Origin of the sequence: Leisingera sp. SS27 (genome assembly GCF_028368855.1) — a bacterium.
Taxonomy (GTDB): Bacteria; Pseudomonadota; Alphaproteobacteria; order Rhodobacterales; family Rhodobacteraceae; genus Leisingera.
This window is the reverse complement of sequence record NZ_JAQNCY010000003.1, coordinates 313,687-330,114: the sequence shown is the minus strand read 5'-3', so window position 1 is coordinate 330,114 and position 16,428 is coordinate 313,687. Positions and strand designations below refer to the sequence as shown.

General features: G+C 65.1%; 17 protein-coding genes. 6 read left to right on the top strand and 11 right to left on the bottom strand.

The features are described from left to right. Position 1 precedes the first annotated feature (1 nt). The 3 genes from N6L27_RS09565 to N6L27_RS09555 all read right to left on the bottom strand — a co-directional run bounded on the left by N6L27_RS09565 (position 2) and on the right by N6L27_RS09555 (position 1,462). On the bottom strand, positions 2-265 hold the full coding sequence (locus N6L27_RS09565) for a DUF6455 family protein (protein ID WP_271907020.1): 264 nt from the start codon (positions 263-265) through the stop codon (positions 2-4). 88 nt (positions 266-353) lie between these two features. Beyond that, the gene (locus N6L27_RS09560) at positions 354-746 is read right to left on the bottom strand and encodes a YigZ family protein (RefSeq protein WP_271907019.1); all 393 of its coding nucleotides are present in this window, start codon (positions 744-746) and stop codon (positions 354-356) included. Positions 747-748: 2 nt separating this feature from the next. Further along, positions 749-1,462, bottom strand: a complete 714-nt coding sequence (locus N6L27_RS09555; protein ID WP_271907018.1) for a M48 family metalloprotease — start codon at positions 1,460-1,462, stop codon at positions 749-751. Between the two features lie 149 nt (positions 1,463-1,611). On the opposite strand from N6L27_RS09555, the gene N6L27_RS09550 reads away from it, so the two are divergent. Beyond that, a complete protein-coding gene (locus N6L27_RS09550; RefSeq protein WP_039185684.1) occupies positions 1,612-1,848 on the top strand; it encodes a hypothetical protein in 237 nt (78 codons plus the stop codon). An 18-nt stretch (positions 1,849-1,866) separates the two neighbouring features. On the opposite strand, the gene N6L27_RS09545 is transcribed toward N6L27_RS09550, so the two are convergent. Continuing rightward, positions 1,867-2,148 (bottom strand): DUF167 domain-containing protein, encoded by a 282-nt coding sequence (locus N6L27_RS09545; protein WP_271907017.1) that lies wholly within the window; start codon positions 2,146-2,148, stop codon positions 1,867-1,869. Between the two features lie 197 nt (positions 2,149-2,345). On the opposite strand from N6L27_RS09545, the gene N6L27_RS09540 reads away from it, so the two are divergent. Both N6L27_RS09540 and N6L27_RS09535 read left to right on the top strand, forming a co-directional pair. Beyond that, the gene (locus N6L27_RS09540) at positions 2,346-2,924 is read left to right on the top strand and encodes a nitroreductase family protein (protein WP_271907016.1); all 579 of its coding nucleotides are present in this window, start codon (positions 2,346-2,348) and stop codon (positions 2,922-2,924) included. After that, positions 2,921-3,610, top strand: coding sequence for an EI24 domain-containing protein (locus N6L27_RS09535; RefSeq protein ID WP_271907015.1), 690 nt, complete (start codon positions 2,921-2,923; stop codon positions 3,608-3,610). The genes N6L27_RS09540 and N6L27_RS09535 overlap by 4 nt, the downstream gene beginning before the upstream one ends. 333 nt (positions 3,611-3,943) lie before the next feature. On the opposite strand, the gene N6L27_RS09530 is transcribed toward N6L27_RS09535, so the two are convergent. Then, positions 3,944-4,219: a DUF1467 family protein gene (locus N6L27_RS09530; RefSeq protein WP_271907014.1), complete on the bottom strand. Its 276-nt coding sequence runs from the start codon at positions 4,217-4,219 to the stop codon at positions 3,944-3,946. Between the two features lie 56 nt (positions 4,220-4,275). Further along, on the bottom strand, positions 4,276-4,680 hold the full coding sequence (gene mce / locus N6L27_RS09525; protein ID WP_271907013.1) for a methylmalonyl-CoA epimerase: 405 nt from the start codon (positions 4,678-4,680) through the stop codon (positions 4,276-4,278). A gap of 177 nt (positions 4,681-4,857) precedes the next feature. Between mce and N6L27_RS09520 the strand changes: the two genes are divergently transcribed. Further along, entirely contained in the window at positions 4,858-5,577 is a 720-nt protein-coding gene (locus N6L27_RS09520) for a response regulator (RefSeq protein WP_271907012.1), read from the top strand. 1 nt (position 5,578) lies between these two features. Continuing rightward, a complete protein-coding gene (locus N6L27_RS09515; protein WP_271907011.1) occupies positions 5,579-5,722 on the top strand; it encodes a hypothetical protein in 144 nt (47 codons plus the stop codon). Between the two features lie 314 nt (positions 5,723-6,036). Here N6L27_RS09515 and N6L27_RS09510 read toward each other — a convergent pair whose 3' ends face one another. The 5 genes from N6L27_RS09510 to N6L27_RS09490 form a co-directional block, all read right to left on the bottom strand. Then, the gene (locus N6L27_RS09510) at positions 6,037-7,254 is read right to left on the bottom strand and encodes a DUF1501 domain-containing protein (protein WP_271907010.1); all 1,218 of its coding nucleotides are present in this window, start codon (positions 7,252-7,254) and stop codon (positions 6,037-6,039) included. Positions 7,255-7,269: 15 nt separating this feature from the next. Continuing rightward, positions 7,270-8,655 (bottom strand): DUF1800 domain-containing protein, encoded by a 1,386-nt coding sequence (locus tag N6L27_RS09505; protein WP_271907009.1) that lies wholly within the window; start codon positions 8,653-8,655, stop codon positions 7,270-7,272. A 223-nt stretch (positions 8,656-8,878) separates the two neighbouring features. Further along, positions 8,879-10,663 carry an aspartate--tRNA ligase gene (gene aspS, locus N6L27_RS09500; protein WP_271907008.1) on the bottom strand — a complete coding sequence of 595 codons (1,785 nt, stop codon included), beginning with the start codon at positions 10,661-10,663 and terminating at the stop codon, positions 8,879-8,881. Positions 10,664-11,027: 364 nt separating this feature from the next. Further along, a complete protein-coding gene (locus tag N6L27_RS09495) occupies positions 11,028-11,681 on the bottom strand; it encodes an aminotransferase class IV family protein (protein ID WP_271907006.1) in 654 nt (217 codons plus the stop codon). Then, positions 11,624-12,835, bottom strand: coding sequence for an aminodeoxychorismate synthase component I (locus N6L27_RS09490; protein ID WP_271907005.1), 1,212 nt, complete (start codon positions 12,833-12,835; stop codon positions 11,624-11,626). The genes N6L27_RS09495 and N6L27_RS09490 overlap by 58 nt, the downstream gene beginning before the upstream one ends. Before the next feature lie 201 nt (positions 12,836-13,036). On the opposite strand from N6L27_RS09490, the gene carB reads away from it, so the two are divergent. Then, positions 13,037-16,393, top strand: a complete 3,357-nt coding sequence (gene carB, locus N6L27_RS09485) for a carbamoyl-phosphate synthase large subunit (RefSeq protein ID WP_271907004.1) — start codon at positions 13,037-13,039, stop codon at positions 16,391-16,393. Positions 16,394-16,428: the final 35 nt, after the last annotated feature.

The following is a 16,428-nucleotide window of genomic DNA, read 5'->3' as shown; positions in this document are numbered from 1 at the left end:
GTTACGCCTGGCTCTCGTTCAGATAGCCGAGCAGGTCGCGGTTGCGGCAGAAATCTGGGGCATCTGCCCCGGGGCGCTGGCCCTCAGCCAGCCATTTGCGGCAGGCGCCGACACCGCCGCAGCGGGTGCAGCGCAGCACCGCCTCGGCGATCTCATCAAAGCGCAGATGGCCGGACACGGCCTCCTCCTCCAGATCCAGGCCAACGGCGCAGGCCATCCGGTCGAACAGTTCAGCGTGGGTCTTCAGATCAGCTTCGGCGGTCATCGCGCATACCCCGTAATCATGCATTGCAGGGGCAGCTTAGCCGCGGGCGGCAGGCAGGGATTTGACTCAGGTCAACCGGCGGGAAATTTCAGGCGGCGCTCCCGCCCCGGTGGTCCAGATAAGCGCGCACCGCGTCCTGCACCCGGCGGAAACGGTCACCGCCCAGTTTTTTGCCGCCGTACCAGCGGGTGACGATAATGACGTGATCGGTGATCCCTTCCCGCTCCAGCATCCGCAGAATCACCATGCCTGCGCCACTTTCGCCGTCATCGGCCTTGAGCCCGCCGGTGGGCAGCATTGCTGCCCAGGTGTTGTGGGTTGCCTTGGCGTAGGAACGCTCGGACTTCAGCTCCGCCAGCACCGCATCCACCTCCCCGCGCGAGGTGACCCGCGCGCCGGTGACCGCGTATTTCGAGCCGCGGTCCGTCAGCACCACGCCGAGCTTTTCCAGCACGGGAGCAGAGGTATCCTTGGGCTCCACGGTCAGTTCAGGTTGTTGCGGTCAATTGTCGCCTGCACCACCCGCACCCGGTCCGGGTTGGCCGGGTGGGTGCCCAGGAACCGGTCGCCCGGATCCGGCAGCCGGTTGAAGAAGCGCACGCCGACGCTGGGCCGGTAGCCGGATTTATGGGTGATGATTGTGCCCAGCTCGTCCGCCTCCAGTTCAAAGTTTTTGGAGTAGGTGCGGGCGCCGACAAAACCGCCAAAATCCTGCGCAGAGGATACCGCGCCGGCATCCCCGCCCACCAGCGCTGTAAGTATGCCTGCACCGGCACTGGCCAGCGCCGAGTTCGTCGCCTGCCGCGCCAGGTGGCCGCGGATGTGGTGGGCGGCCTCATGCGACATCACAAAGGCCAGCTCGTCGTGGTTGGCGATCTGCCCCAGCATCCGCCGGGTGAAGGTGATCACCGGACGGCCGTTGCGGTCGAGGCTTTGGTAGGCGTTCGGGGCGGCGTTCGGATCCGGGTCGATGCGGATCAGGAAATCGCAGTTCAAACCCTGAGTACGGCTGCGGCATTCGCGCTCTGCCACCGGCTCCACCCGGCGGGTAACGGCGGCAAAGGCGCTTTGCGCCTCGCCCGGCGCCAGCCCCTGCACCGGCTGCTGCGGTGCGGTCCGGGCAGGCTGGGGCGCGGGTTCCACCACCATGTTGCAGGCGCTGGCGGTCAGGGCGATGAGACACAGAAAACGGCGCATGGCACATCCTATTGCAATTCGTCCGCACCGTACCGCGCAAGCCTTGGGGAAGGCAATTGCCTGGCGGCGGAAGTTCGCCGTTACATTGGTATGATCATGTGCAATTGCAAGGCCTTGCCAGCAGGCGGTGCGCAGTGCAGGCTGGGGGCATGTTTACCATCGAACATGAATTCGACTCGACGGTCATCACCCTTGTTGACGAGAACGGCGTTCCGCTCAACGAGGACGTGACCATCAATTCCTTTGCCGAATGCGTCACGGTTGAGCAATACGACCCGCGCACCGACAGTGTGCAGAAAATCACCCTCTCGCACCTGCAGGTGCGGGATCTCGCCGCCGCACTGGACCTGCCCGAAGGCGTCTACCGCCTGGTTGGCGAAGACTAGCGCTCAGGACCCTGTCTCTCAGGACGGCCCGGTATAGGCAAACACCTTGTCCCGGGAGGTTGCGCCCCGGCGCAATTCAAGGTTCGACGCCGCCGTGCCCATTGCCGTGGCCAGCAGGCTGCGTATGGCTTCAGTCGCCTTGCCGTTCTCCGGCGCCGCGGTGACAGAGATCTTCAGCACGCCCTCCGCCTGCACAATGCCATTGCGTGCCGCCTTGGGCGTTGCGCGCACCGCAATTTCCGCGCCTGGCATGCACAGATGCCTCAGATCCGGCAGGTCTTTCTTCCTAGGCTTTCCCATAGGCCCACACTTGCCCTGTGCAGAGGCCAAAAGCCATAGACTTTACCGCCTTCCGGCAGCTATCACCCGCATAGCGAAACCCAAGCCCCGCCGCCTGCTGCATTTCCGGCACAGATGGCCCGCAAGGCCCAATGGCTCTTGAAAAAACGCCCCCAGCTGCCGAGATAGGCAGCAACAGATGTAAATAGGTTTCACATATGCCTGAACGCAATGACGCAGCCCTTGATTTTCTGCTGTCGCGCCGCTCCCGCCCGGCCAAGACGCTGGTGGCGCCAGCGCCCACGCGCGAGGAGCTGCTGCCGGTCCTGACCGCCGCCGCCCGCTCTCCCGATCATGGCAAGCTGGAGCCCTGGCGCTTTATCGTGGTGGAGCAGGCCGCTATGGCACGGCTGGCAAAGCTGACAGAAGAATGCGGCCAGCGCCTGGGCAAGAGCCCGGAGGATACCGCCAAGGGCCGCAGCCAGTTCGACCAGGGCCAGCTTGCCGTGGTGGTAGTTGGGGTGCAAAAGAACAGCCCCAAGGTGCCCGCCATTGAGCAGACCTACTCCGCCGGCGCCGTCTGCCTCGCACTTCTGAATGCGGCGCTGGCTGCCGGCTGGGGCGCCAACTGGCTGACCGGCTGGGCCAGCCATGACCGGGGCTTCTGCGAAGCCGCCTTTGGCCTCGCCAAGAACGAGCGCATTGCCGGCATCATCCACATCGCCACCGAAAGCTCTGCCCCGCCGGAGCGCCCGCGCCCCGACCTCGACGCAATCACAACCTGGATGAGCGCATGATCTTTACCGCCTTTTTCAAGACCCTCGGCCAGACCGGCGACCCGCGCTTCCGCAAGGTGCTGTTCCTGGGGCTGGGGTTGACCATTGCCCTGCTGATCGCGGCCTGCGTGGGTTTCTATCTGCTGGTGCAGTGGCTGGTGGGGCCGGAGACAGCCTTGCCGCTCTTGGGGGAAGTCACTTGGCTGGACGACATTCTGTCCGTCGGCTCGGTTTTCCTGGTGCTGCTGTTATCTGTGTTCCTGATGATCCCGGTGGCTTCGGCCTTCACCTCGATGTTCCTGGACGAAGTTGCTCAGGCGGTGGAGGACAAACACTACCCCGCCCTGCCTGCGGCGGCCAAGGTGCCCTTCTGGGACGCCGTCAAGGATACGGTGAACTTCCTCGGCCTGCTGATTGCGGCCAACATCCTGGCGCTGTTTCTTTACGTGATGTTTCCGCCTGCAGCGCTGTTCATTTTCTGGGGCCTCAATGGCTTCCTGCTGGGCCGGGAATACTTCACCCTTGCTGCCGCGCGCCGTGTCGGCACCGCCGAGGCCAAGAAACTGCGCCGCCGCCATTCCACCACCATCTGGGCCGCCGGAACGCTGATGGCAGTGCCGCTGTCGGTGCCGCTGGTAAACCTGGTGATCCCGATCCTGGGCGCCGCCACCTTCACCCATATCTACCACGCGCTGGCGCGTCGATGAGCCGGCGGCGCGCTCCGGTGAGTCGGCGGCGCGCTCCGGCCTGTGCCGGGTCAGGGCCGGCGCCAGCCGCCGCGCGGCACGCGCGGTTCAGCCTTGACGCGGTGGAGGCCTGAGTACACTCGAACTGGCGTCTTTCAGTACAGGGCTGCATTGAAAGCGCTTCTCAGCAAATCTCTTCTGACTGCCCATTGGCACCCCGGCCCGCTCCAGCCCGCCGGGCTGGCCGCGCCGCGCGCCAGCGCGGCGCCACGCCCAACCGGCCCTGAGGCATATCAATGCCTCCCGGGCCGGGAGGGAGATCCTGCAGTCCCGATTATCAGATGCTGGTGCGGATCACTGCCGCTCAGGCATCATCCCCATCCAGTCGAAATCCTGCACCGAGATCACATCGGACAGGATGATCGCGCAGATGGCGGCCCACAGCACTGCGGCGACGCCGGTGGTGATCCAGGCCTTCTGCTTCAGGAAGTGCTTCTCCGGGGCGCCTGCATGGGTGCCGGGCACCACCTCGCCCTTGTCGCCCTGGGTTTCCAGCCGGATCGGGATGATCACAAGAAAGGTCATGAACCAGATCACCGCATAAAGCACGATTGCGGATGTGATGCCCATTGCCCTGATCTCCCGGATTTTCCCTGCCCCGCTGCGGGGACAGGGTGCTCATAGCGTCAAACTTCCTCGAGTTCCACCAGGCAGCCGTTGAAATCCTTGGGATGCAGGAACAGAACCGGCTTGCCATGCGCGCCGATCTTCGGCTCGCCGGTGCCCAGCACCCGGGCGCCTTCGGCCTGCAGGTGATCACGGGCGGCCAGGATATCCTCGACCTCATAGCAGACATGGTGAATGCCGCCGGCCGGGTTCTTTTCCAGGAAGCCGTTGATGGGGGAGTTTTCCCCCAGCGGATAGAGCAGCTCGATCTTGGTGTTGGGCAGTTCGATGAACACCACGGTGACACCGTGATCCGGCTCATCCTGCGGGGCGCCGACCTTGGCCCCCAGCGCATTGCGGTACTGCGCGGATGCCGCCTCCAGGTCGGGGACAGCAATGGCAACATGATTCAAACGGCCGATCATCTCTGTTGTGCTCCTCTCACAAACATTCCTCCGCTGCGGTTATGGGGATTTTGCTGCGCCGCGGCAAGTGCGCCAATCCGCACGGGGCGCGGCACCCCGCGGCAGCGCGCGCTGCGTTAACGAGTAATTAGCCTCGATTCCCTAGCGTCGGATCATATCCCGCAAGGAGCATATGTTATGGACGATTCGGAACTGTTTGCTGCTGCCCAGCGCCTGCCCACCACCCGCCGCCCGCTGCTGGGGCTGACCATCCTGGTGGTGGAGGACAGCCGCTTTGCCTGCGAAGCCTTACGCCTTCTGTGCCTGCGCAGCGGTGCCCGGATCCGCCGCGCCGATTGCCTGAAATCCGCCCGCCGCCACCTGCAGGTCTACCGCCCCTCGGTGCTGATCGCCGATGTCGGGCTGCCGGACGGCTCCGGACTGGACCTGATCCGCGAACTGGCGGACGCCAGCCCGCGCCCCAGCGTGATCCTGGCCACATCCGGCGACCCCAGCCTGGCAGAGGCTGCGATCGAGGCGGGTGCCGCGGGCTTCCTGGAAAAGCCGATCACCTCTCTTGCGGCGTTCCAGCAGGCGGTGCTGTCCAGCATGCCCGCAGACCGCCAGCCCGCCGGCCCGCGCTTGTTGAAAGATGAAACGGTGCAGCCGGACCTGATCGCCTACCGCGACGACATGGCCCATGCCGCCGATGTCCTGAACATGGGGCAGGAAGAAAAGACCCTGGCCTATCTGGCGCAGTTCCTGGGCGGCGTTGCCCGCAGCGCCGGCGACCGGCCGCTGGCCGATGCCGCCGACCGGCTGGCGCGGTCACGGCAGAAAGGCCAGCCGCTCACACAGGACACCGCCACTCTGGCCGGACTGGTGCAGGAACGGCTGCAACGCCGCGCGGCGATCTGATATGCTGGAAGCCTGCATCATAGCCCTCGCCACGCTGATCATCGTGCTCTATGGCCAAGTCCGCCTGGAAGCCCGTGCCATCCGCCGCAACCTGACCCGCACTGACCGCTGCCAATCCCTGATCCTGCTGCCGCGCAGACACTAAGCCCGGACAGAACCGGCTGCTGCCGTTTCCGCAGGCTGCAGCAAGAAACCCGCCGCCGGCAGGATCCCTCAGCGCCGTTCTGCCCATATCGCACCGGTCCGGAAGGATTCGTCTGCGCCCTCTTCTCTTCCCTCACTTCCCGCAGCCTTCCCGCGCCCGCAGCCGCACGGCTTGCGCCGTGCCGCTTGGCGGCCTTGGGCCCGGCACCGCCTGAAAGACCGTGCCGGGCCGTGCGGGGCGGACCGTTCCCCGAACGGGGCCGAACCGGCGGGAGCCGCCGCCTGCCCCGGCTTTGCACTTATGCTGTCAGGGGTCTACAGCAGCAGCCCCGGGTTGCTGCCCATTTCCAAGCCGGGAAACACATCCGTTTCGAGCCCGCTCCGCCCGGCGCCGGTCAGCCCATGCAGCAGCCAGGCAAGAGGGCCGCGCACATCTGCGGTGGGCATCAGGTCGCGGCGGTCATAGAGATCGGCCTCCGCCAGCCCCGGCCAGCGCCCCAGCACCCGTCCGCCGCGGATGGCCCCGCCTGCCAGCAGCATCGCACCGCCGGTGCCGTGATCGGTGCCGCCGGTGCCGTTCTCCCGCACAGTGCGGCCGAACTCGGTCACCGCTGCCACCGCCGTCCTGCCCCAGGCCTCCGGCCCCAATCCGCTCTGCAAGGTCAAAATGGTCTCCGCCAGCCGGCCCAGCGCGTTTTTCAGGCCATTGGCCTGCCTCTGATGTGTATCCCAGCCATTGATGGAGAAGGCCGCGATCCGTGCGTCGCCGCGCAGCTGCTGCGCCGCATAGGCGGCAACTTCCGCATGCGCCCTGCCCTTCGGCGTTTTCATCATGGACATCATCATATCCTCAGTACCGCTTGCATCACCCGCAATATTCAGGGAAACGTCCTGCCGCGTCAGCTCCAGCGCCTCGTTCAGCGCCGCGTGGAACAGCGCGTCCTCTTCCATCAGGAACCCCGCCAGCCGTTCTGCCTGCGGACTCATCACCAGCCCGGCGCCCGGCGCCCATTGCGACACCGGCGCGTCTCCCTCCATCAGCAGCATCCGTTCCTGGCCGATCGCAAACGCGGTACGCGCCTCAGCCCCCGGCACCAATTGCAGCAACCGGTTCAGCCAGCCGCCATCCGCCTGCCCCAGTCCTGCAGTGCCTGCCTCCAGCAAATCCTGGCCGTCGAAATGGCTGCGCCGGTCGCGGTAGGGCGTTGAGACCGCCTGCACGAACCCCAGCTGCCCCGCGCGCCACAGCGGCAGCAGCGGCGCCAGACCCGAGTGCAGGGCATAGAACCCGTCCAGATCCGCCGACCCCGCAGCCGGGCCGCCGGTTAGGGACTGGCGCAGCCCGGGATAATCCGGATCGCCATAAGGCTGCACCACATCCAGCGCATCCATGCCGCCGCGCAGGATGATAACCACCAGCCGTGTGTCCCAGGGCGCAGCGGCAAGGGTGACCGGGGTCAGCAGCGGGCTGGCCGCCAGCGAACAGCCCAGCGCGGCGGACCGGGTCAGCAGCGAGCGTCGGGTAAGGTTCATCATAATGGCCTCCAGTCAGCGGCGCTGAAAAGCGGGAGAGGACAGGATCAGCCCGACCCCTTCGGTTCGTGTTTCGGCAGCGCGGGCCGCAAAACGGACGCGCTCATTGGCATATGCCCCCAAGGCAGCCTCCGCAAATTCCCGCGGGTCCGGCAGGTCTTGCAGCAACTGCCGCGGCGCCGCCATCGCCCATCGCAACCGCGCGGCCAAGGCCTGAGGGGTGATCCAAGCGGTATCCTCCTCCGCCCAGCCGTCCGGCCCGGCAGCAAACTCCCAGCGCTGTCCCATCGGTGTCAGCGGCGCCAGCAGCAGGCGGTTCATTTGCCCCGGTTTAAGGCGGACGATGCGTGCCTGCGGCACCGCCAGCGCCCGGCAGGCGGAGGCCAGAAAATCAAACGGCGGCTTCACATTGCGCAGCTCCGGCACCCAGGCTGCCGGATGCTCAAGCAGCGCTGCATAGACCTGCACCAGGCTGCCGCCGCTGGCCTGATACCGCGCTGCCATGTGATCCACCAATTCGGGATCCGGAACGTCTGCGGTGAAATGCACCGCCAGTTTCCAGGCGATATGGCGCGCGGTGGCGGGATGGCGGGCAAGATCGCGCAGGGCGGCCAGCACCTGCTCCAGTTCCGGCTTGCCGCCGCCGTATGCCTTTTCCAGCACCGTCTCAGCGCCCGGCTCCGCCATCCCGGGCCGGAAGACAAACCCGTCCTTGGCGCTGAAGGAAAGCCCGGTGAACAGTTCAGCCAGCTGGCGCACATCGGTCTGGCTGTAAGGACCATCTACTCCCAGCGTGTGCAATTCCAGCACCTCACGCGCCAGATTCTCATTCAGCCCCGCCAGACGCTTGCGCCGCTTAGCAGCCCAGCTGGCCGGGCCGGCAGAGTTTTTCTGATCCAGATAGTGCAGCATCAGCGGGCTGGTGACAGCGGCAATCAGCATCTCCTCGAACCGGCCCGCCAGATGCGGACGTATCACGCTTTCAGCATAGGGAGCCCCCAGCACCCGCAGGGCGCCGATCTTGCCTTGCGCCGTGAAATGGTCGGCCCAGAACAGCACCAGCCGCTCGCGAAAGCCGTCCCGGGAATGAATCTGGCGCAGCAGGTGCTGACCGTGCCATCCGATGCGGGCGTGATTGCGCAGCCGCCGGAAGTTCTTAAAGGACTTGTCAGCAGCCTCGTATCCGGGCTTGCCCTCCTGCTGCCTGCGTTCCTTCTGCAGCTGCCAGAAGGTCCGGGCCCCGGCCATTGTCTCATCGAAACCAGGAACCGGAAAAGCCAAAGCGGCATCGTCCGGCCCCTGCAGGCGCTTCAGCATGTCTGCTTCTGAAACCGGCGGCGGCAGCCGCGGCGACAGTCCGGTGCCAAAGCGGATCTCAGCCAGTTCCCCGTCAAACCGCATTGCCCTGCTTTCTCCCTGAACTGCCTTCCCTCCTGCAGGTTAAGGCAACGCCGCCCTCGTCCACAGGTGAATCTCTTATGGTACGCAGGATTCTGCGTGTTCCGTCGCCTGTTCTGCACCTTTTCCGGAAAGCAAATCCCGCAGCGCGTTTCCGCAGCGCGGCCTCCTTCAAAGCAAAAAGGCCCAGGCATATGCCCGGGCCTCTGCAATACTCTTGCGGCGGTTACTGGTCCTGCGGGATCACGCGCAGGCCCAGCTCCATCAGCTGCTCGCTCAGCGGCTCGCTTGGTGCCGACATCATCAGGTCTTCGGCGCGCTGGTTCATCGGGAACATGATGACCTCGCGGATGTTCGCCTCATCGGCCAGCAGCATCACCATGCGGTCGATGCCGGCCGCGCAGCCGCCGTGCGGCGGGGCGCCGTACTGGAACGCGTTGACCATGCCGCCAAAACGCTTCTCAACCTCTTCCTTGCCATAACCTGCAATTTCAAAGGCCTTGAACATGATCTCCGGCTTGTGGTTCCGGATCGCGCCCGAAACCAGCTCATAGCCGTTGCAGGCGAGATCGTACTGGTAGCCCTTGACCGCCAGCGGGTCGGACAACAGCGCGTCCATGCCGCCTTGCGGCATCGAGAACGGGTTGTGCTCGAAATCGATCTTGCCGGTTTCCTCATCCTTTTCGTAGATCGGGAAGTCGACGATCCAGGCAAAGGCAAAGCGGTCTTTATCGATGAGGCCCAGCTCCTCGCCGATGACGGTGCGGGCCTTGCCTGCGACGCCTTCAAACGCCTTCGGCTTACCGCCCAGGAAGAAGGCCGCATCACCGACGCCCAGGCCCAGCTGCTGACGGATCGCCTCGGTGCGCTCGGGGCCGATGTTCTTGGCCAGCGGGCCAGCGGCCTCGATGCCCTCGCCCTGGTCGCGCCAGAAGATATAGCCCATGCCCGGCAGGCCTTCGCCCTGGGCAAACTTGTTCATCCGGTCGCAGAACTTGCGCGAGCCGCCGGTCGGTGCCGGAATGGCGCGGATTTCGGTGCCTTCGTTTTCCAAGAGATTTGCGAAGATCGCGAAACCGGACCCGCGGAAATGCTCGGAGCAGTCCTGCATCTTGATCGGGTTCCGCAGATCCGGCTTGTCGGTGCCGTACCATTTGGCGGCATCCTTGTAGGAGATCTGCGGCCAGTCGGCGGCGGCGTCCACCTTGCGGCCCTGCCCGAATTCCTCAAACACGCCCGCCATCACCGGCGCGATGGTGTCAAACACGTCCTGCTGGGTGACAAAGGACATTTCCATATCCAGCTGGTAGAAGTCCGCAGGCGAACGGTCGGCGCGCGGGTCTTCGTCGCGGAAGCAGGGCGCGATCTGGAAGTATTTGTCAAAACCCGAGACCATCATCAGCTGCTTGAACTGCTGCGGCGCCTGCGGCAGCGCATAGAACTTGCCCGGATGCAGGCGCGACGGCACCAGGAAGTCGCGCGCGCCTTCGGGCGACGACGCGGTGATGATCGGGGTCTGGTATTCGTTGAAGCCGATGTCCCACATCCGCTTGCGGATCGACTGGATCATGTTGGAGCGCAGCACCATGTTACGCTGCATCTTCTCGCGCCGCAGATCCAGGTAACGGTAGCGCAGGCGGGTTTCCTCGGGGTATTCCTGCTCGCCGAAGACCATCAGCGGCAGTTCCTCGGATTTGCCCAGGATTTCGATGTCGCGGATGAAGACCTCGATCTCGCCAGTGGAGATTTTCGGGTTCACCAGGGACTCGTCGCGGGCCATGACGTTGCCGTCGATGCGGATGCACCATTCGCTGCGGACCTTCTCGATCTCGGCAAAGACCGGGCTGTCCGGGTCAGCCATGACCTGAGTGACGCCGTAGTGGTCGCGCAGGTCGATGAACAACAGGCCGCCGTGGTCGCGGACGCGGTGGACCCAGCCCGACAGGCGGACGGTTTCACCGACGTTGGATTTGTTCAGTTCGGCGCAGGTGTGGCTGCGGTAGGCGTGCATGGCTCGGCCTTTCGTTATGCGGGTCGCGGGTCCTTGGGGACCGTCATTCGGGAAATGCGCAAAAGGGCGCGGAATTCGTCCGGGGTGGTACACAAGGTTGCAGGCCGCTTGTCAAGCAAACAGGGCCATTTCGGCGCAGACGAACGCCTGAAACCGGCGGTTCCCTACGCTATCTGGGATCTCCCGCCCCTTGCGGGCCCCATCGCTGGCGCGATCGGCCGGGAAGCGTTGGGCCGGGCGCCGCGCCAACGGCGCGGCGTGCAGCGCACCGTGAGGTGCGCTGCCGGGCCCAAAGGGCAAAGGCCTGCCGGCGCCAGCCGGAGGGCCTCTTGTCCGCGGGAGCGCCCTGCCTGGGCCGGCCCCGTTACACCAGCCGTGCCGGGATCAGCCCGCGCAGGGAGTTACCCATATAAATGGCTTTTGCCCCCTTCAGGTCCTCAAGGCGCAGCACGGCCTCTTGGCACTGACCGTTCTCCAGCAGCACCTGCCGCTGAATGCCCGGCAGCAGGCCGCAAGAAAGCTGCGGCGTGACCATCCGGCCATCCGCGCGGGTCACAAACAGGTTGGTGATGGTGCCCTCGCAAACCTCGCCGCGCTGGTTCAGGAACAGCAGTTCGTCCACGCCATCCGGCAGCTCCGCTCGCGCGGTGTCATACAGCGCACGGCGGGTCGTCTTGTGCTGCAGCCACATGTCATCCGCGTCCAGCCGGGTGTCCGCGATGCCGAGGCGCCATACGGAAGGCGTGCTGCCCAGCGGGGCTGAGGCAAGCTCCAATTGGCCGGCCGCATCCAGCGTCAGCCGGCATCGCAGCGGTGCATCTCCGGCGGCCCCGGCCAGAACCGCCCGTGCCTCATCAGGATCAAAGGCAATGCCAAACGCCGCCGCACTGCGCCCCATCCGGGCCAGATGCGGCTGCAGGTGCCGGAACCCCTGCCCTGGATGCCAGCCCAGCGTCTCGATCAGGCGGAAAGCGGGATCGTTCTGGATGGCGTCACGCGGGCGAACCGGGCTTTCCATAGGGCTTCCTCATATTCCGATTCCGCGGTGCTGTCCCAGACCACGCCGCCGCCCACGTTGAGCGTCGCGCGCCCCTCTTCCAGCATCAGGGTGCGGATGGCCACGTTGAACTCGGACGATCCATCCGGCGCCGCCCAGCCGATGGTGCCGCAATAAATGTCGCGCGCCCAGGGTTCCAGATCTGCCAGGATCTCCATCGACCGGATCTTGGGCGCGCCGGTAATGGATCCGCAGGGGAAAAGTGCCGCAAAGATCTCTGCCAGGCCGGCATCGGGCCGCAGTTTCGCCCGAACCAGCGAGACCATCTGATGAACGGTGGCATAGCTCTCGACCGCAAACAGCTCCGGCACTTGCACCGAGCCCGTCTGTGCCACGCGGCTGATGTCATTGCGCAAGAGGTCGACGATCATCAGGTTTTCGGCGCGGTTCTTCTCATCCTGGCGCAGGAAGTCGCGGCGGCGGGCGTCCTCGACCGGATCGTCGCTGCGCGGCTGAGTGCCCTTCATCGGGCGGGTTTCGATCACGCCCTCCGCCCCGGTGCGGAAGAACAGCTCCGGCGAGCGCGACAACAGGTCCGGCAGGCCGTCCTGCTGGACCAATGCGCCGTAGCCGACCGCCTGCTTGGCTTGCAGTGCGGCATAGAGCTCTTCGGCGGTGCCATAGGCGTCCGCATCAATCGGGAAGGTCAGGTTGGCCTGATAAATGTCGCCCTTGCCAATATTGCGATTCACTTCGCCGAAGGCTTCGGCGTAACGGTCAAAGGTCCAGCGCGGGGTGATGCCCTCCAATCCTGCATCGCCCGGCCGATAGGCCGGGCAGCGCCCGTCCCGCCCCCCACGGGGCGGGCGCTTCGCTTCCACCCCGCCGGGCCGGGCGCTGCCCTCGGTGTTTTGCGGCTGCGGTTCTGCATAAACCCCAAAGCAAATCAGCGGCAACCGCCGCCCTTCTGGCATCCGCCCCGCCAGTTTCGGCTCCAGCGCATAGCCCAGCTCGTAAGACGCATAGCCCGCCAGCCAATGGCCGGCGTCCCGCGCCGCATCCAGCGCCGCCAGCGCGGCAGGCACCTCTTCCACCCCGTCCGCGCGGATCACGCGCAGCGGCTGGTCAAAGCATGTGCCAGCCCCCTTGGGCCCCCGGTCAAAGCGAATCCGCACTGAAAAAATCTCCGCGAGTTTCTTGCCCCCACATATATCTGTTCGCTATGCGAACAAAAGGGGTGGATGCGGCATTTCCAATTCCGTTTCCGATACCCCTTGAACCTTTCGGCGCGGTCCCTATAACGCAGGACAATTTGGGCGCACGCCAGCGCCCGTGATTCAAAGCCTGCTCGCGCGAAAAACCAAAGGAAGCCTGCCATGCCCAAGAGAACGGACATCCAGTCGATCATGATCATCGGAGCCGGTCCCATCGTTATCGGGCAGGCTTGTGAGTTTGACTACTCCGGTGCCCAGGCCTGCAAGGCACTGCGCGAAGAGGGCTACCGGGTCATCCTGGTGAATTCCAACCCGGCAACCATCATGACTGACCCGGGCCTGGCCGACGCCACCTATATCGAGCCGATCACCCCCGAAGTGGTCGCCAAAATCATCGAGAAAGAGCGCCCCAACGCGCTGCTGCCCACTATGGGCGGGCAGACCGGCCTCAACACCTCGCTGGCGCTGGAAGAGATGGGCGTCCTGGAAAAATTCGGCGTTGAGATGATCGGCGCCAAGCGCGATGCCATTGAGATGGCAGAAGACCGCAAGCTGTTCCGCGAGGCGATGGACCGTCTGGGCATCGAAAACCCCAAGGCCACCATCGTCACCGCGCCCAAGCGCGAAAACGGCACCGCCGACCTGGACGAAGGCGTCCGCATCGCGCTGGATGCGCTGGATGAGATCGGCCTGCCCGCAATCATCCGCCCCGCCTTCACCCTCGGCGGCACCGGCGGCGGCGTCGCCTATAACCGCGACGATTACATCCATTTCTGCCGCTCCGGCATGGATGCTTCGCCGGTGAATCAGATCCTGGTGGATGAAAGTCTGCTGGGCTGGAAAGAGTATGAGATGGAAGTGGTCCGCGACAAGGCGGACAACGCGATCATCGTCTGTTCCATCGAAAACGTCGACCCGATGGGCGTGCACACCGGCGACTCGATCACCGTTGCGCCGGCGCTGACGCTCACGGACAAAGAATACCAGATCATGCGCACCCACTCGATCAACGTGCTGCGTGAGATCGGCGTGGAGACCGGCGGCTCCAACGTGCAATGGGCGGTGAACCCGGCAGATGGCCGCATGGTGGTGATCGAGATGAATCCGCGGGTCAGCCGCTCCTCGGCGCTGGCCTCCAAGGCGACCGGCTTCCCGATCGCCAAGATCGCGGCCAAGCTGGCGGTGGGCTACACTCTGGACGAGCTGGACAACGACATCACCAAGGTGACCCCTGCGTCGTTCGAGCCGACCATCGACTATGTTGTCACCAAGATCCCGAAATTCGCGTTTGAGAAATTCCCGGGCTCCGAACCCTATCTGACCACAGCGATGAAATCGGTGGGCGAGGCGATGGCCATCGGCCGCACCATCCATGAATCGCTGCAAAAGGCGCTGGCCTCGATGGAATCGGGCCTCACCGGCTTTGACGAAGTCGCCATCGACGGCGTCGGCGCCGGTGTCTGGGAACCGGCAGGCGACAAGGCCGCGGTGATCAAGGCGATCGGCCAGCAGACCCCCGATCGGATGCGCACCATCGCCCAGGCGATGCGCCACGGCCTGTCGGATGATGAAATCCAGGCGGTCACCAAGTTCGACCCCTGGTTCCTGGCCCGCATCCGCGAGATAGTCCAGGCCGAAGCCGAAATCCGCACCGGCGGCCTGCCCGCGGACGCAGCCGGGCTGCGCGCGCTCAAGATGCTGGGCTTCACCGACGCCCGCCTGGCCAAGCTGACCGGCGCGAGCGAATCCGACGTCCGCAAGGCCCGCCGCGCCGCTGGCGTCAACGCCGTGTTCAAGCGGATCGACACCTGCGCCGCCGAGTTCGAGGCGCAGACGCCCTACATGTACTCGACCTATGAGGCCCCGGCATTCGGCGATGTGGAATGCGAGGCGCGCCCCTCGGACAAGAAGAAAGTCGTCATCCTCGGCGGCGGCCCCAACCGGATCGGTCAGGGCATCGAGTTCGACTACTGCTGCTGCCACGCCTGCTTTGCTCTGACCGGCGCGGGCTATGAAACCATCATGATCAACTGCAACCCGGAAACGGTGTCGACCGACTATGACACCTCGGACCGGCTGTATTTCGAACCGCTGACATTCGAGCATGTGATGGAAATCCTGCGGGTGGAGCAGGACAACGGCACCCTGCACGGCGTCATCGTGCAGTTCGGCGGCCAGACCCCGCTGAAGCTGGCCAACGCGCTGGAGGCTGAGGGCATCCCGATCCTGGGCACTTCCCCCGACGCCATCGACCTGGCCGAGGACCGCGAGCGGTTCCAGGCGCTGGTCAACCAGCTGGGCCTGAAGCAGCCGAAGAACGGCATCGCCTCCACCGACGAGCAAGCGCTGGAAATCGCCGGTGAAATCGGCTTCCCGCTGGTGATCCGCCCGTCCTATGTTCTGGGCGGCCGGGCGATGGAAATTGTCCGCGACATGGACCAGCTGAAACGCTACATCGCCGAAGCGGTGGTGGTCTCCGGCGACAGCCCGGTGCTGCTCGACAGCTATCTGGCCGGCGCGGTCGAACTGGACGTGGACGCGCTGTGCGACGGCAAGGACGTGCACGTCACCGGCATCATGCAGCACATCGAAGAGGCCGGCGTGCACTCCGGCGACAGTGCCTGCTCACTGCCGCCCTACTCGCTCGAAAAAGACATGATCGAGCAGATCAAGGTCCAGACCAACGCCCTGGCGCTGGCGCTCAATGTGGTGGGCCTGATGAACGTGCAGTTCGCGATCAAGGACGGCGAGATCTACCTGATCGAGGTGAACCCGCGCGCCTCTCGCACGGTGCCGTTTGTCGCCAAGGCGACCGACAGCGCCATCGCCTCCATCGCCGCCCGCGTGATGGCCGGCGAGCCGCTGACGAACTTCCCGATGCGCCCGCCTTACCAGCCGGACGCCGGCTATGACGTCAACACACCGATGGCCGACCCGATGACCCTGGCCGATCCGGACATGCCCTGGTTCTCGGTCAAGGAAGCGGTGCTGCCGTTTGCCCGCTTCCCGGGCGTCGACACCATCCTCGGCCCGGAAATGCGCTCCACCGGCGAAGTCATGGGCTGGGACCGCTCCTTTGCCCGCGCCTTCCTCAAGGCGCAGATGGGGGCTGGCATGGTGCTGCCGTCCAAGGGCCGCGCCTTCATCTCGATCAAGGATGCCGATAAAGGCCAGCTGATGCTGGAGGCCGCGCAGATCCTGGTCGAGCAGGGCTTTACCCTGGTCGCCACCCGCGGCACCCAGAACTGGCTGGAAGGCCAGAACGTGGCCTGCGAGCTGGTTAACAAGGTCTATGAAGGCCGCCCGCATGTGGTGGACATGCTGAAGGACGGCGACGTCCAGCTGCTGATGAACACCACCGAAGGCGCCCAGGCCGTTGAGGACAGCAAGGAAATGCGCTCCGTCGCGCTTTATGACAAGATCCCTTACTTCACCACCGCAGCCGGTTCCAACGCCGCCGCGCGTGCGATCAAGGCCCAAGCTGAAGGGGACGTCGAGGTGAAGTCGCTGCAGGGCTGACCTACGGCGTTTCCCCATGGCATCAGCAACTTTGA

Bases quoted from the DNA above. Each gene is read 5' to 3' on its own strand.
- N6L27_RS09565 (WP_271907020.1), bottom strand. From the start codon at position 265: ATGACCGCCGAAGCTGATCTGAAGACCCACGCTGAACTGTTCGACCGG.
- N6L27_RS09555 (WP_271907018.1), bottom strand. From the start codon at position 1,462: ATGCGCCGTTTTCTGTGTCTCATCGCCCTGACCGCCAGCGCCTGCAAC.
- N6L27_RS09550 (WP_039185684.1), top strand. From the start codon at position 1,612: ATGTTTACCATCGAACATGAATTCGACTCGACGGTCATCACCCTTGTT.
- N6L27_RS09545 (WP_271907017.1), bottom strand. From the start codon at position 2,148: ATGGGAAAGCCTAGGAAGAAAGACCTGCCGGATCTGAGGCATCTGTGC.
- N6L27_RS09540 (WP_271907016.1), top strand. From the start codon at position 2,346: ATGCCTGAACGCAATGACGCAGCCCTTGATTTTCTGCTGTCGCGCCGC.
- N6L27_RS09535 (WP_271907015.1), top strand. From the start codon at position 2,921: ATGATCTTTACCGCCTTTTTCAAGACCCTCGGCCAGACCGGCGACCCG.
- N6L27_RS09530 (WP_271907014.1), bottom strand. From the start codon at position 4,219: ATGGGCATCACATCCGCAATCGTGCTTTATGCGGTGATCTGGTTCATG.
- mce (WP_271907013.1), bottom strand. From the start codon at position 4,680: ATGATCGGCCGTTTGAATCATGTTGCCATTGCTGTCCCCGACCTGGAG.
- N6L27_RS09520 (WP_271907012.1), top strand. From the start codon at position 4,858: ATGGACGATTCGGAACTGTTTGCTGCTGCCCAGCGCCTGCCCACCACC.
- N6L27_RS09515 (WP_271907011.1), top strand. From the start codon at position 5,579: ATGCTGGAAGCCTGCATCATAGCCCTCGCCACGCTGATCATCGTGCTC.
- N6L27_RS09510 (WP_271907010.1), bottom strand. From the start codon at position 7,254: ATGAACCTTACCCGACGCTCGCTGCTGACCCGGTCCGCCGCGCTGGGC.
- N6L27_RS09505 (WP_271907009.1), bottom strand. From the start codon at position 8,655: ATGCGGTTTGACGGGGAACTGGCTGAGATCCGCTTTGGCACCGGACTG.
- aspS (WP_271907008.1), bottom strand. From the start codon at position 10,663: ATGCACGCCTACCGCAGCCACACCTGCGCCGAACTGAACAAATCCAAC.
- N6L27_RS09495 (WP_271907006.1), bottom strand. From the start codon at position 11,681: ATGGAAAGCCCGGTTCGCCCGCGTGACGCCATCCAGAACGATCCCGCT.
- carB (WP_271907004.1), top strand. From the start codon at position 13,037: ATGCCCAAGAGAACGGACATCCAGTCGATCATGATCATCGGAGCCGGT.